Genomic DNA, 13,601 nt, shown 5'->3' with positions numbered 1-13,601 from the left:
GGTGCTTTTACAATGACTGATAAATCAATCTCCCGGGCTTCCGGAAAAACGGTACTGATCTCTGGTGCAAGTATTGCTGGCCCAACCCTTGCCTATTGGCTGTGCAAATATGGCTTTGATGTCACCGTGGTCGAACGCTCACAGACGATTCGGGGCGGCGGCTATCCTATTGATGTGCGGGGGACGGCGATCGACGTAGTCGAGCAAATGGGATTACTTCCACAGCTTCAAGAGGCCCATATCCATTCGAAGAAGATTTCTTTTATTCATGCCGACGGCAGCATTGCCGGTGCAATTAAACCAGAGGATATCTCCGGCGGAGTAGAGGAACGGGACATCGAGCTGCCGCGCGGCAGACTGACGGAGCTGTTATATGATCTGACAAAACAGCAGCCGGTCCGCTACCGGTTCAATGATTCCATCGCCACCCTGAACGATGACGGCAGCGGTGTAGATGTCACCTTCAAGAGCGGCAAAAGCGGCAGATATGACATCATCATCGGGGCAGATGGCTTGCATTCAAATACGCGCCGGCTCGTATTCGGCCAGGAGGAGCAGTTCACCCGATACCTCGGTTACTGTTTTAACGGCTTTACCGTTCCGAATGATCTCGGCCTGTCCCATGAGTCTATTGTCTACGCCACACCAGGACGCTATGCCATATTGTCGGCCGCTCGCGACAGCGACACACTGCATGCTTTCCTGAACTTCGCATCCGAGAAACCGCCGATCTCAGATCGGCATGACGCCGACCAGCAGCGCAGGCTGACTGCAGAGATGTTTGCCGGACACGGCTGGGAAGTCCCTCAGCTTGTGAAGGCGATGATGGAAGCAGACGATCTTTATTATGACGTTGTCGCTCAAATTCACATGCCCCGTTGGTCGGCGGGCCGCGTAGCGCTGGTGGGTGATTCCGCCTTCGCGCCATCTTTCCTGACCGGACAGGGAACAAGTCTTGCGCTGGTAGGGGCGTATGTTTTGGCTGGCGAGCTGGCTTCCTATGATAAGCCTGAAGAAGCTTTTGCAGCCTATGAGAAACTTATGCGCCCGTTTGCTGAAGCTAATCAGGCTTTGGTTGACAGCGGTGCAGCAGCCTTCCTCTTCCCACGCACCAATGAGGAGCTTGATGTCCGCAATCAGGCGCTTGCGACCATCCAGTCATCAGCTCGGGGCAGCATGCCTGGGGATGAATCCAGAGATGTTCACAGCTCACTTCGCCTGCCTGATTACCCTTTGAAATAAACAATAGCTGCAATCAAGTATCGTTTGATATAGACTTGAGACGTTTACTGGATGACCCGCCCCGACGGACCAGAGCGCCTTTATTTGCCCCAAAAGACGGAGTTTTATTGTCTGAGCGGACTGGGAGGGCTTTATTTACCCGAAAATGGCCCGAAACATGCGAATAATTTATAATTAAAGACGGTGGAGTCCGCTAACATTCCACAAATGCTTAATTTCGCCGAAATAGCGGCAATCCAGTCCGTTAGAATGATCACGCTCACCGTTGTCATCCACAACCCGCTGACTGGATATGCTAAGGGAAAAGTACTCCGAATGTTCGAGCACGAGCCTGTCGATTTTGCCGAGGTGGTGACATATATGAAAACAACTCGATCTTCATCCGCATTGGGCGAATTCATCAAATCACGCAGGGAACGGCTGCAGCCTGAAGAAGCGGGAATTGACCGGTTACCAGGACGAAGGCGTACTCCGGGGCTGCGCAGGGAGGAAGTAGCCTATCTCGCCAATATCAGTGTGACTTATTATACCTGGCTGGAGCAGGGCCGGGAAACGAACCCGTCACCGGAGGTGCTGCTTCATATCGGCAATGCGCTGCAGCTGGACGAGGATGAGCAGAAACATCTGTTTGATCTGGCAAATGTCGACCCGGTGAGCGCAGGTGCTGAGCTGAATAGCGGAGAGCCGGATATCGGATTTTTGCAAAATATTGTAGATCAGCTGCATTATCCTTCTTTCATCACGGATACAGGCACAGATGTTATCGTATGGAATCGGGCCGCAGAGCTGATTGTAGCAGATTTCGGCAGTCTGCCGGAGAGCGAGCGGTATATGATCAACATTATGTTTCTGCATCCGGAATACCGTGAACGACTGGTGAATTGGGAGGGCGCTGCCCGTTACTCCGTAGCGGTGATGCGGGCCGGCTTCGACCGTTACAAGGAGAACCTGCTCTATATGGAACGGTTCGAACGTTTGAGACGGGAAAGCGAAGAGTTTAATTACTACTGGAATCTCTATGAAATCAAGCAAAAACGTGTAGCAACCTCATTATTTCGCCTTCCCGACGGGCAGGAGATGGAGTTCACGATCCATTCCGCAGGTGTGATTGATAACAACCCGGACTTGCACTGGTGCTTTTTTGTTCCGGTGCCCGGCACGGACACGGAAGAGAGGCTGCTGCAAATGCTGGAAGAAGACTCGCTGATCCAATGAGCAGTTCCTGTTGTTGGCCTCCTTTTGGTTGCTTTCCTTTTCGGAAATAACGTATGCTTGAATTCGGACAATTACCAAAAGGGGGCATGAAACGTGAAGGAGGAAAACCGAATTTTTGAGGAAATTTCGCCGGAGCGAATCATGGATAAAGAAATTGCACTTGACCTTCGTCACGAAGATGAATGCGATATCAGTGTTGGGGAAACGATCCGCGTGCTTGGCGGGAAATGGAAGCTCTCGTTATTACATGAATTGGTTGATCAGACCCGGCGGTTCAACGAATTGCGGCGGGCGCTTCCCGATATATCGCCAAAAATGCTGACACAACAGCTCCGCGAACTGGAAGAAGAGGGGCTGGTAAAACGGAAAGTTATTCCGGATAACCCGCCTAAGGTGGAGTATTCCCTGTCAGCATACGGGCAGACACTGAGGCCGCTGTTTGCCGTCATGCTTGACTGGGGAGCCAACCATCGCAGGCGTAAGGCCCAATCCGAAAAGCTCTCAGGAGAACCATCCTGAGAGCTTTCAATTTACCGCTTTATTTTTCACTGTCCGGCATGCGGATTATTGCGCTCAATCCAAAATGATACGATACAGAATACTTTAGCTGGACAGGTGAATGCGAATGCCGGCTTAATAAAGCTTTTGCTTCGCCTCGTCCGTAAAGGAGATCAATTCGTCTATTCGTCCGTCGCGAATTTTATTTGCCCAGGCAGGATCGGCTAATAATGCCCGCCCGACGGCGACCAGGTCGAATTCTTCATGTTCCAGCCGTTCGAGCAAGCCGGCGACCTGAGTCTCTGCCGTTCCATCGTCTTCCAGACCAACCGATCCGACGGCGATCACCGGTTTGCCTGTCAGCTTTTTGGTCCATCCGGCCAGGTTCAGAGCGGAGCCTTCGAATTCAGGCTCCCAGAAACGGCGGGTGGAGGCGTGGAATATATCGACTCCGGCTGCGGCCAAAGGAGTCAGGAATTGTTCCAGCTGTGCTGGCGTCTCAACCAGCTTTGCCGTGTAGTCGCTCATCTTCCATTGCGAGATGCGCAGCACGATCGGAAATTCTGGACCGACGGCACGGCGGCAAGCTTCGATCACTTCCACCGCAAAGCGGGTCCTTCCGCCCCAGTCGCCGCCGTAGCGGTCCGTGCGCGAGTTGGTTTTTTTCCAGAAAAATTGATCGAGCAAAAAGCCGTGTCCACCATGGATCTCAATGCCGTCGAAACCGATCCGCTTGGCGTCGGATGCCGCCTTGACGAAGGCCTGGATGATGTCTGCGATATCCGCTTCCGAATAATCACCGACATGCCCCCGCGCTCCTATATGAGCAATCTGCGCTATGATTCGGCCGCCCGCTTCGTGCACCGCGGTCACCACGTTGGCCCAACTGCTTAACGCGGCTTCGCCGTAGATGTGTGGTACGTTCTCCAAATTGGACGTATCCGGATGATCGATCAGCGTGCCCCCGGTCATGATCAGTCCGACGCCATTTTCCGCCCTGCGGCGATAATAGGCGGCCATATCCGGGACCGGCACGCCATTCGGAGCAAACTCCCGGGCCATCGGTGCCATGACAATCCGGTTAGGCAATGTCAAATTTCCGATGGTGAACGGTTGGAACAGTGCTTGAACAGATGGGGAATAATTCATAACAAACCTCCAGAAAGATTGTATTTGATCGCGATTAGTTCAATTCGGGTATGGCCCCAGTATAAAACCCGTGTCAGTCTCCCACAAGGAGGCACTATTTCTTCATCTGGTAACCTTCAGGTAACCTACTATGGACTCTAGTGCTTCACTACAAACAAAAGAAATGCCCTAGGTACGCAAAAAGAGCTGACCGATATCATGCGGCCAGCTCCTTGTCCTGTTTTTTAGGATTAATTGAACGAATAGTCTGCTACGACAACACCTTCCACCCAAGGACCGATGTTCTGCAGCAACTGCTGATGAAGCGGATGCTGTACATAATCCCGGCAGGCCTGCTGATCCTCGAACGTTACCCGAAGGGCCAGGGAATAACCGTGCGTATTCTCTGTCTCTTCAGAGACATTGATCCCGGCGCTAAGAGCAACAATCCCCGGAATGGAAGTTTTGAAGGAATTTACGGTTTTCAGAGCATCTTCATGGTTGAGGACCGTGCCGTTGTGCTCCTTGAATTTCAATAGAACGATATGTTCATACATGGTTTGAAACCTCCCTGTCTATATTAGAAAAAAGTGAATCTTGATTTTATGCCTGCAGATCACATAACCTATTCTATATAGACTAATTATGACCAGGAAGAGATCCAGTGATCCTGGGATTGCGAATCCCACTCTTCCTGCCTGGACAGGAGGCATGCAGCATGGCGAATATTCCATTGGACAGATACCAGGAATTAGCCCGTTTTTTACGAATACGGCGGGAACGGATTACACCGGAGCAGGTTGGTCTGCCGGACAACGGTCGCAGGCGCACTCCAGGACTTCGCCGGAGTGAAGTCGCGATGCTGGCCGATGTGGGGCTGGATTGGTATACCTATCTTGAACAGGGACGCCATATCAACGTCTCCGACGAGATTCTCGGGCGAATAGCCAAAGTGCTCATGCTGGATGCTCCGGAACGGAACCATATGTTTTATCTGGCCCGCAAGCGCCCTCCCATAGAGGAAACAAAACACGCTTCCCAGGTTACTCCTGCCCTGCAGGGCTTTCTGGACAGCCTCGGAACCTCCCCGGCGAATGTCATGGATTCCCGCATGAACATCATTGCCTGGAACTCGGCCTACTGTGCCATAAACGGCGATCTTGCGGCCTTATCCAACCAGGAACGGAATTTTGTATGGATGACCTTCACATCCGAACGCTTCCGCTACATCAAAGGAGATGAATGGGAGCAGCATGCACGCCGGATTGCCGCTCAATTTCACGCCGGATTTGCCCGGCACGTTGATGATTCCTGGTGGTCCGAGCAGTTCAATGCTTTATCCCAAATCAGTCCGGAGTTCCGTGAGTTTTGGGAAGCCCATGATGTGCTGGATGCCATTGATGCCCCCAAGACGCTTCGGTGTCCCAATGCCGGCATGTTAAATTTCGACCATGTGTCCTTCCAGTATCTTGAGGATCCGAGCTTGACGGTATCCATTCATGTTCCTCATCAGGATGGCACCGTCGAAAAAATGCAGCGGCTGCTGAGCGACTATGAACTAAAGAGCAAGGAGCGGCATGCGCTCTCTACCTGATTAGCCTTCAATTACAGACGATTCTCGATGTCAGGAAACCCGGCGGCTTGCGTGTCTGGAATTTCAAACGACATCGTCGTTCCTTCTCCAGGCCTGCTTACGATGGACAACCCCTGCCCGTATAACTGCTTTAATCGCCGATTCGTATTGGAGATGCCGATTCCGCCTTTTTCACTAATCCCGGCGCTTAGCAACATATTCACCTGCTCCTGATCCATTCCTTTTCCGTTATCGCTTACCTTAACAAGAGTACAGTCGTTCTGATGTGTAATGGAAATATGAACTGTCCCGCCTTCTGACTTGCTCAAGAGGCCGTGGTTCACGGCATTTTCCACCAAAGGCTGGATCGTGAGCGGTGGAAGCTGCAGGCGGATGTCCGGCTCCACCTCCCATTCCATCGACAGCCGATCACCAAACCGCACTTTTTCGATATACAGATAGGCTTTGACCAACTCCAACTCATGAGACAGCTCAACCAGCCTGCCCGTGTTCAGAAAATTGAAACTAATCCGCAAATAGGAAGCAAAGGCCTCGCCCAGCTTGAGCATTCTGTCCGTATCAATCTCACTTAACGCCATCAGCGAATTCAGAGTATTAAACAGAAAATGAGGCTGAATTTGCGCCTGTAAATATGCGGCTTCCATACGCAGCCGCTCATGAACGGATTGCCTTAGGGTAACCAAAGCTTTAATCCGGTATTTTAGCTCCAACGCATCTACAGGTTTTGTGACATAATCGCTCGCCCCCGCAGAGAAACCTGTGTAAATATCGGCCGGCTGGCTACGAGCGGTAAGCAGCAAGACGGGAAGCTCCGACACGGGAAACTGCTCCCTGACGTTCCTGGTCAATTCATATCCGGACATGTTCGGCATCATCACATCGGCGATGAGCAAATCCCACTGCTGCGTACCCAGCAATTCCAATGCTTCCTGGCCCGATTGTGCCGTCACAATGACATAAGGCTCTGTCGACAGGATGCTGACCAGCACTTTCAGGTTGACCGGATCATCGTCAACAGCAAGAATACGGGCCCTGCTTTCTTCCAAAAGCGGTGAAGGTGTCGTTGCGGAGACTTCCTTGTCCCCGACAGTCAAATCCGGGAACAGAAAACCGCCAGGCATCTCATCCGCTCCTGCCGTCTCATGCCCGATAGAAAAGGACATCTGCGGCCTGGAGAGATCAGACTCATCCGCCAAAGGAAGATCAAAGCTGAAAACAGACCCTTTACCAGGCTCGGAACGAACCGTCAATGTACCCCCGTGCAGCTCAATAAGCTGCCTACAGATGCTTAGCCCCAGTCCGATCCCCTGCCCTCCGTTGACGCCATCATAAGCACCTTGCTCATAAGGAAGAAATACTCGTGCGCGGGTTGCTTCATCCATGCCTATCCCGGTATCGGCGATATGAACGAGTACTCGTCCCTCCCCTGTTTCAGCTGACACGGAAACGGTTCCCTTTTCTGTATATTTCAGCGCATTGTGCAGCAAATTATAAAAAACCTGCACCAGCCTCTTTTCATCGGCTAGAACGGGAGGCGTGGTTTCCGGTAATTCCATATGCAGGCCGACCGGCCTTGCTTCTGCCATATATTGCAGCATGGAGAGGATACCTGGTACGATGGACTGAATTTTCAAGGGTTCCTTCCGCAGCACAAGACGATGCTCCTTCAGCCGAACTACATCAAGAAGATCATCAAGCAGATGGGACATCCGCCTGCTCATTCTAATAAGCAGTTGCATATCGTCAAGACTGTTCTTCTCCAGCCTGTCTTTTTCTTTAGTGGCCACATGATGGGCGATATTCATAATGCCGTGCAGTGGTGTCCGCAGCTCATGCGAGGTATTGGCCAAAAATTGATCCTTGATCTGGTCCGCCTCTTTCAATTTTCCGTTAAGTTCAATATTTTCCCTGTTTTGCCGGAAGTATTTCTTGAACCAATAAGAGGCAAAACCGATAATCGCGATAGCCAGGTCAACCGGATAATAGACGGTGGTTACGTCTCTGACAGCCTCTGCCGTACTCCAGATAAAATTAGAAATGATTCCTGCCGAGCTGAGCAGCAGGAAGATCATGTCCCGATCCGTCTGCTGCTTGAAGACCATCATGCCTATGATATAGAGGAACCAGGCAAACGACATCAAATAGAGAATGTAAAACAAGCTGGAAAGAACGAGGCCATCCACATAAGCGAACGGCATGATCAGCAGCAGCACCGTAAAGCCCATGTTTGCCGCCAAAAATACACGCAGCCATCTTTTATGAAAATAGGCCGGCATGAATTTTTTGAACAGCAGCAGAATTAACGGAATTTGCCACAGCATGCTGATCCATTTAATTTTGATCGCCCATGTGTAATGGATCATCGGATACCAATTCAGCAGCATGGTATCGTAGTTGCTTAGAACCACAATGCTGGTGATCAGCAGCAGCAACCCGGTAATCAACAATGTCTTCTCTTTCGGATTGAACGCATAAATAATGAAAGCATACACTTCATGAAGCAACAGCACCAAAAAAATAAACAGCTGTAACCCGATGGAGTTCCAGCGGACAATGTCAATGGACGCTTGGGAGCCAAAGCGCACGGGGTTGATGATTCCACCCTTGTTGGGATTGTCGAAGTTGGCCACACGGACCAACACATCGATCTCGGTAGTTCCTTTTATTTCGTAGGTAGCGGTAAAAGAGACACTTTTGGGGGTGTACTCCTGTTTGGAGGTTGCTACCCTGCCGATGCTTCCCGCCATTTCTCCGTTGATTTCAATTTCAGTTGCCGTCGTAACGCCCCTGAACCAGAAAGCGATGGGCTCCTGCAGCGGATCGGTCAAAATTCGCAGCCGATAAGTTCCATATCCGATGGAGTTGCCGGTGTCCGGGTGAAGCGCACTTCCCCAATCTCCCGGAACCGTGATATTTAGAGGGTCGGGTCCTTTCTCAGGTAGTTCTTGGCCGGTGGCAAGTGATCCGGGATAGAACTTCCACTCTCCATTCAAATATAAGGGGGGAGAACTCCCCAAATCCATCCCGCGCAGATCAAGCACGCCATCAATGGCTCGAGGGTGATTCATTACTGTGAACATCTCGGACCACATCCAACGCATTCCGGTCAGTGCGCTAAATATCAGAAGCAGTATCCATATATATTTGTGTTGGGTTCTTTTCTTTGTTCGCATATACACAAATTCGACACAAACGTGAAGGACTCCTTTAATCGTTAAAGAAAGGAGCATGCCGCAGCAGCCCCTTTCCCTCTCTCACTATATGTTTTTTAACTAAAAACCGTCTTCTTCTCGCTCAGACCAAGCGCCTGCGATGTTGCATCATGAGTTTTCTGGAAAAGATCGGGGTTTTCCGTTAATGCCACACCATAAGAAGGAATCATTTCTTTGATTTTCGGTTCCCACCCCTTCATTTGCTGCGGGAAGCATCTTCCCAGCACCTCAAGCATAACGTTAACAGCCGTAGAGGCACCTGGGGAAGCGCCAAGCAGTGCGGCTACTGAACCATCCACAGCGGTAACCACCTCCGTACCGAATTGCAGGGTTCCTCTGCCGATAGCCGTATCTTTGATCACCTGCACACGCTGGCCCGCCACCACGATGTCCCAATCTTCGCTTTTGGCGTTCGGAATGAACTCACGCAATTCTTCCATCCGCTGCTCATTGGATAACATCACCTGCTGGATCAGGTATTTGGTCAGTGCCATCTCTTTTACCCCGGCCGCCAGCATGGTCAGGATATTATCCGGTTTTACGGAGAGGATCAAATCCAGATTTGAACCTGTTTTTAAAAACTTGGGTGAGAAACCGGCAAATGGCCCGAACAGCAATGCCTTTTTGTTGTTGATATATCGGGTATCCAAATGCGGAACGGACATGGGGGGAGCCCCAATTTTGGCCCTGCCGTATACCTTGGCATGATGCCGCGCCACCACGTCCGGATTGTTACAGGCCATGAACAGCCCGCTTACCGGGAAGCCCCCAATATGCTTGGATTCAGGAATTCCGGTTTTTTGCAGTAAAGGCAGACTTCCTCCACCTCCGCCAATAAATACAAATTTTGCCGTATGATATTCCGTCGCTCCACTCTCGGTATTCTGCACCTTCACCTGCCACAAACCGTCGCTCGTTCGTTTAATATCTTTGACACTATGCTTGTAGCGGATCTCGACATTCTTGCTCTGTAAGTGGTCAAATAACAAACGCGTTAAAGCGCCAAAATTAACATCCGTACCGGAGTCAATTTTGGTGGCTGCTATCGGTTCGTTCGATGTACGCCCTTCCATAATGAGTGGAACCCATTGCTTCAACCGTTCCGGATCGTCTGAAAATTCCATTCCCTGAAACAGGGAATTTTCTGAAAGCGCTTTAAATCTCCTTTTCAAAAAGGTCACATTTTCATCACCTTGTACCAAACTCATGTGAGGTAAAGGCATAATAAACTCACGCGGATTTCGAATCACATTGCTGTTCACAAGATACGCCCAAAACTGCCTTGAAAGCTGAAACTGTTCATTAATACTTATGGCTTTGCCAATATCTATAGATCCGTCAGCTTTTACGGAAGTATAGTTAAGCTCACACAGTGCGGCGTGACCTGTGCCCGCATTATTCCATTCGTTGGAGCTTTCTTCCCCTGCACTTGCGAGTTTCTCAAATACTTTGATTTCCCATTCCGGTGCCAGTTCTTTCAGTAATGCTCCCAAAGTTGCGCTCATGACTCCTGCACCAATTAAGATAACGTCTGTTTTTATCTGTATGCTGCTCATTACAACCCTTCCTTATACCAATATTTGCAAAAAAGGGTAGACGCTCCGGCTTAGGTACCACAAAGCAAGGCGCCACCTAGGAACTCAACATTCTTTTCAATTATAAACTATTTAAATCTGGTTAAAAAGTGACAATTCCGATTTCATACCTCGGAGCACGCAAAAACCAGTATAAAATGCAAAAGAGCCTCGGCCCGGCACATCCCGGACCAAGACCCAACAAACCTTCAAAAAAATGATCTATCTATCTTAGAGTGAACCTTGCTCTGACGTATCTCCCTCCAGCTCATGATTCATTTCTGGTCTTGGCTCGCGTAAAATAATGCTTAATAATGTCCCGGCTGCGGCAATGATCGCGATCAGGAGAAAGGTGCTGCCATAAGCCTGCGACAGATTATGCAACGCATTGCTGCTTCTCCCCCCCGCCTCTGACATATGGAAATTTACCCTGGAGGCCAAATACCCCGTTAATCCCGCTATGGCAAAGGACATCACCACCTGCTGACTTGCAGAGGTTAATGGCGTCACCCGGCTTACAAGCCTTTTCGGCGCCGATTTTAATACATGAGTGTTCAGCGACATCATGCAAAAACCCATTCCCGCTCCCAGCAGGCCAATTGGAACCATCATCCAAGGGACTGGTGTATCCAGCTCAATCATCGACAGGGAGAACAAAGCTACTGTAATCAGGGACAGACCCGTTAAAGCAATGGGGCGAATCCCCAACTTATCGAACAACCGACCCCCAAGCGGCATAAAGATCACAGCGCAAATCTCCATTGGCAGCGTCGTCAGTCCGCTCTCCAGCGGAGTGAAACCTCTAACATTTTGCAGATATAACGGAATCATCAGAATCGACCCAAACAAGGCCACCTGCGCTATCCAGGTCGTTATAATGCTGCGGGTAAAATCTGAAGAACGGAATACCCGCAACTCCAGCAAAGGTTGTTTGTGCAGAAGCTCAACTATCACAAATAGGAGGAGCGCTGCCCCGCCAACGATTAATCCGGTTAAAGTTCGTGCAGAGCCCCAGTCTGTCCCGCCTTCGCTCACACCGAAAGCCAACATGGCGAATGCGATAGGAGCCAATATCATTCCGAGGATATCGAGTGCAGGCGTTTTTTGCCGTTCAAGCACAGGTAAATATTTTGCGCCTACAATGAAGGCCACAATGCCGATCGGCAGATTGATCAGGAAAATCCAATGCCAGGATGCAACCTCGATCAACCATCCGGATAAAACCGGGCCAATAACAGGAGCGAGCAGCATCGGAATACCAAGCACGCTCATAACGGCTCCCCGTTTGTCTTCAGGCGCCATTTTGAAAATTAAAGTGATTCCGATGGGGGAGATCATACCGCCGCCTATCCCCTGAGTGATACGAAACCATATGAGCTGCTCCGGCGTACTTGCTAAAGCACACAAAATGGAGCCGAGCGTGAACAAAGCAATCGAAATCAAGAAAATGCGTTTTGCGCCAAATTTATCAATCATCCAGCCTGCCAATGGAATAACTGCAGACAGAGCCAACGTGTAGCCGGTAATCGTCCATTGAATCAATTGGAGTGAGCTGCCGAAATACTCCTGCAGGTTGGGAACCGCCACATTGACAATCGTGTTGTCCAAAATAACCATCATCATGCCAATAACCACGGCAAGCAGCGGTGCTAAAATGGTTTTGACAGAGAACTCTTGGTTCGATTCCAGCTGTAAGGAATTTGATGAAGACATACGTAACTCCTCGCCCTCTTATTTTTCTGCAAGCTCTCTTTCACATCCAGGTGGTCAATCAGCTTCTCGACGGGGAACAAAGCTTTTCCTATTGAATCCGATATCCGAAAGTCCTCATATCATTGCGGGATGCGCAGAGATTGGTAGACTTCACGAATGATGCGAATTTCTGCAGCCTCGTTTCCGGCACCCCAGGATAGCTTGTTCTTGGTTAAAGCCAATGCCAAATGGTTCACCGGATCGACAAAACCAATAGAACCGCCGGAGCCTGTATGACCGAATACAGCATCATTATTGATCATTGGGAAGAGTGATTCTCCGAGCCAATAACCCAGGCCTTTACGTGTAGGACTATTAAACATGACAACATCCGGTTCTGCGGTTTGAAGTGCAGCAGCAATCCGTGTCCGCTCCGGGGTCAGTAGGCGTGTTCCGTCGACACCTTCGCCGCTAAGCGCGGCATAATGGCGAGCTAAAGCACGGGCGCTGACAATCGCACCGGCACCGGGGATTGAGGCTTGTCGGATGTCCGAACGGTTCCACATCTCGTTGCCAGGTCCTATCCCGTATGGAATAACCCGATTGATCAGCATATCCTCCTGAATACCGCCACCAGATGGCATTTTACCGCTTATTCTCGCGACACGTGCCTCTGCTTCCTCGGGAATGCCAAAATATAAATCCTCTATCTTTAGCGGTTTACTAATCTCATCCCGTACCAGCTGCGCTATCGTTCTGCCGTCGACGCGACGTATCAGCTCTCCCAAAATCCATCCCTGCGTAAAAGCGTGGTATCCCGTCTTCGTTCCGGGTTGCCAGAGCGGCTCAAGCTCCGCAACGACTTTAGCCATGAAATCCCAATCTGTCAGCTTCTCCGGCGTTATTCCCGCAGGCATCTGAGGAATACCGGCCCGATGAGTCAGAACATCACGAACCGTAATGTTTTCTTTCCCGTTTGCAGCGAATTCCGGCCAGTATAAAGAAACTGGGGCATCATAATCAATCATGTTCCGTTCAGTCAATTGATGAATAACCGTAAAGACAAGCCCTTTACCGGCTGAGTATACAGTGAAAAGGGTATCGCCGTTCACCGGCTCCTTAGTCAGGTCGTTAGCGATTCCCGCCCAGGCATCAACAATAAGCTTGCCGTCCAGGTACACTGCAACCTGCAAGCCATGCTCACCTCCACGATCAACCAGTTCATCAAGAAGCTTCTGGACGCGTGCTTGCGGCTCAGAGATTAAATCCTTCCCGGTTAATAAATGTTCATCATGCTGTTTGCTGCTCATAGAAAACCCTCCCTGATTTATAGCTGTTAGATTGACGAACAAAATACCAATCAAAATGCAACTATATAAAGCACAGTTAAGTGCAAAAAAATATTACAAGTGCAATGAAGCGGCGCCTGCTTCTTTGCAAAATGAA

The 13,601-nt window shown here is 50.1% G+C and carries 10 protein-coding genes; 4 read left to right on the top strand and 6 right to left on the bottom strand.

The window, feature by feature from the left end:
• Positions 1–12 precede the first annotated feature (12 nt).
• The 3 genes from ACE5LO_RS13175 (at position 13) to ACE5LO_RS13165 (ending at position 2,976) form a co-directional block, all read left to right on the top strand.
• Entirely contained in the window at positions 13–1,242 is a 1,230-nt protein-coding gene (locus tag ACE5LO_RS13175) for an FAD-dependent monooxygenase (RefSeq protein WP_375520485.1), read from the top strand.
• A gap of 360 nt (positions 1,243–1,602) precedes the next feature.
• Complete coding sequence (locus ACE5LO_RS13170) at positions 1,603–2,457, top strand: helix-turn-helix transcriptional regulator (RefSeq protein WP_375520484.1); 855 nt, start codon at positions 1,603–1,605, stop codon at positions 2,455–2,457.
• Positions 2,458–2,598: 141 nt separating this feature from the next.
• Positions 2,599–2,976 (top strand): winged helix-turn-helix transcriptional regulator, encoded by a 378-nt coding sequence (locus tag ACE5LO_RS13165; RefSeq protein ID WP_375520559.1) that lies wholly within the window; start codon positions 2,599–2,601, stop codon positions 2,974–2,976.
• Between the two features lie 114 nt (positions 2,977–3,090).
• On the opposite strand, the gene ACE5LO_RS13160 is transcribed toward ACE5LO_RS13165, so the two are convergent.
• On the bottom strand, positions 3,091–4,104 hold the full coding sequence (locus tag ACE5LO_RS13160; protein ID WP_375520483.1) for an NADH:flavin oxidoreductase: 1,014 nt from the start codon (positions 4,102–4,104) through the stop codon (positions 3,091–3,093).
• Positions 4,105–4,334: 230 nt separating this feature from the next.
• Positions 4,335–4,640, bottom strand: a complete 306-nt coding sequence (locus tag ACE5LO_RS13155) for a Dabb family protein (RefSeq protein WP_375520482.1) — start codon at positions 4,638–4,640, stop codon at positions 4,335–4,337.
• A gap of 161 nt (positions 4,641–4,801) precedes the next feature.
• Between ACE5LO_RS13155 and ACE5LO_RS13150 the strand changes: the two genes are divergently transcribed.
• The gene (locus ACE5LO_RS13150) at positions 4,802–5,677 is read left to right on the top strand and encodes a helix-turn-helix transcriptional regulator (RefSeq protein WP_375520481.1); all 876 of its coding nucleotides are present in this window, start codon (positions 4,802–4,804) and stop codon (positions 5,675–5,677) included.
• Between the two features lie 11 nt (positions 5,678–5,688).
• Here ACE5LO_RS13150 and ACE5LO_RS13145 read toward each other — a convergent pair whose 3' ends face one another.
• The 4 genes from ACE5LO_RS13145 to ACE5LO_RS13130 all read right to left on the bottom strand — a co-directional run bounded on the left by ACE5LO_RS13145 (position 5,689) and on the right by ACE5LO_RS13130 (position 13,465).
• Entirely contained in the window at positions 5,689–8,757 is a 3,069-nt protein-coding gene (locus tag ACE5LO_RS13145) for a hybrid sensor histidine kinase/response regulator (protein WP_375520480.1), read from the bottom strand.
• Positions 8,758–8,945: 188 nt separating this feature from the next.
• Positions 8,946–10,445, bottom strand: a complete 1,500-nt coding sequence (locus ACE5LO_RS13140) for a malate:quinone oxidoreductase (protein WP_375520479.1) — start codon at positions 10,443–10,445, stop codon at positions 8,946–8,948.
• 249 nt (positions 10,446–10,694) lie between these two features.
• Positions 10,695–12,176 (bottom strand): DHA2 family efflux MFS transporter permease subunit, encoded by a 1,482-nt coding sequence (locus ACE5LO_RS13135; protein ID WP_375520478.1) that lies wholly within the window; start codon positions 12,174–12,176, stop codon positions 10,695–10,697.
• A gap of 119 nt (positions 12,177–12,295) precedes the next feature.
• Positions 12,296–13,465 carry a serine hydrolase domain-containing protein gene (locus ACE5LO_RS13130; RefSeq protein ID WP_375520477.1) on the bottom strand — a complete coding sequence of 390 codons (1,170 nt, stop codon included), beginning with the start codon at positions 13,463–13,465 and terminating at the stop codon, positions 12,296–12,298.
• Positions 13,466–13,601: the final 136 nt, after the last annotated feature.

The sequence above is a fragment of the Paenibacillus medicaginis genome (assembly GCF_042138635.1).
GTDB lineage: Bacteria > Bacillota > Bacilli > Paenibacillales > Paenibacillaceae > Paenibacillus > Paenibacillus medicaginis.
This window is presented reverse-complemented; position numbering and strand designations above follow the sequence as displayed.

What these genes read in the sequence shown, in the direction of transcription:
- ACE5LO_RS13160 (WP_375520483.1), bottom strand. Translation starts at nt 4,104, where the DNA reads ATGAATTATTCCCCATCTGTTCAAGCACTGTTCCAACCGTTCACCATC.
- ACE5LO_RS13150 (WP_375520481.1), top strand. Translation starts at nt 4,802, where the DNA reads ATGGCGAATATTCCATTGGACAGATACCAGGAATTAGCCCGTTTTTTA.
- ACE5LO_RS13130 (WP_375520477.1), bottom strand. Translation starts at nt 13,465, where the DNA reads ATGAGCAGCAAACAGCATGATGAACATTTATTAACCGGGAAGGATTTA.
- ACE5LO_RS13165 (WP_375520559.1), top strand. Translation starts at nt 2,599, where the DNA reads ATGGATAAAGAAATTGCACTTGACCTTCGTCACGAAGATGAATGCGAT.
- ACE5LO_RS13155 (WP_375520482.1), bottom strand. Translation starts at nt 4,640, where the DNA reads ATGTATGAACATATCGTTCTATTGAAATTCAAGGAGCACAACGGCACG.
- ACE5LO_RS13175 (WP_375520485.1), top strand. Translation starts at nt 13, where the DNA reads ATGACTGATAAATCAATCTCCCGGGCTTCCGGAAAAACGGTACTGATC.
- ACE5LO_RS13170 (WP_375520484.1), top strand. Translation starts at nt 1,603, where the DNA reads ATGAAAACAACTCGATCTTCATCCGCATTGGGCGAATTCATCAAATCA.
- ACE5LO_RS13145 (WP_375520480.1), bottom strand. Translation starts at nt 8,757, where the DNA reads ATGTTCACAGTAATGAATCACCCTCGAGCCATTGATGGCGTGCTTGAT.
- ACE5LO_RS13140 (WP_375520479.1), bottom strand. Translation starts at nt 10,445, where the DNA reads ATGAGCAGCATACAGATAAAAACAGACGTTATCTTAATTGGTGCAGGA.
- ACE5LO_RS13135 (WP_375520478.1), bottom strand. Translation starts at nt 12,176, where the DNA reads ATGTCTTCATCAAATTCCTTACAGCTGGAATCGAACCAAGAGTTCTCT.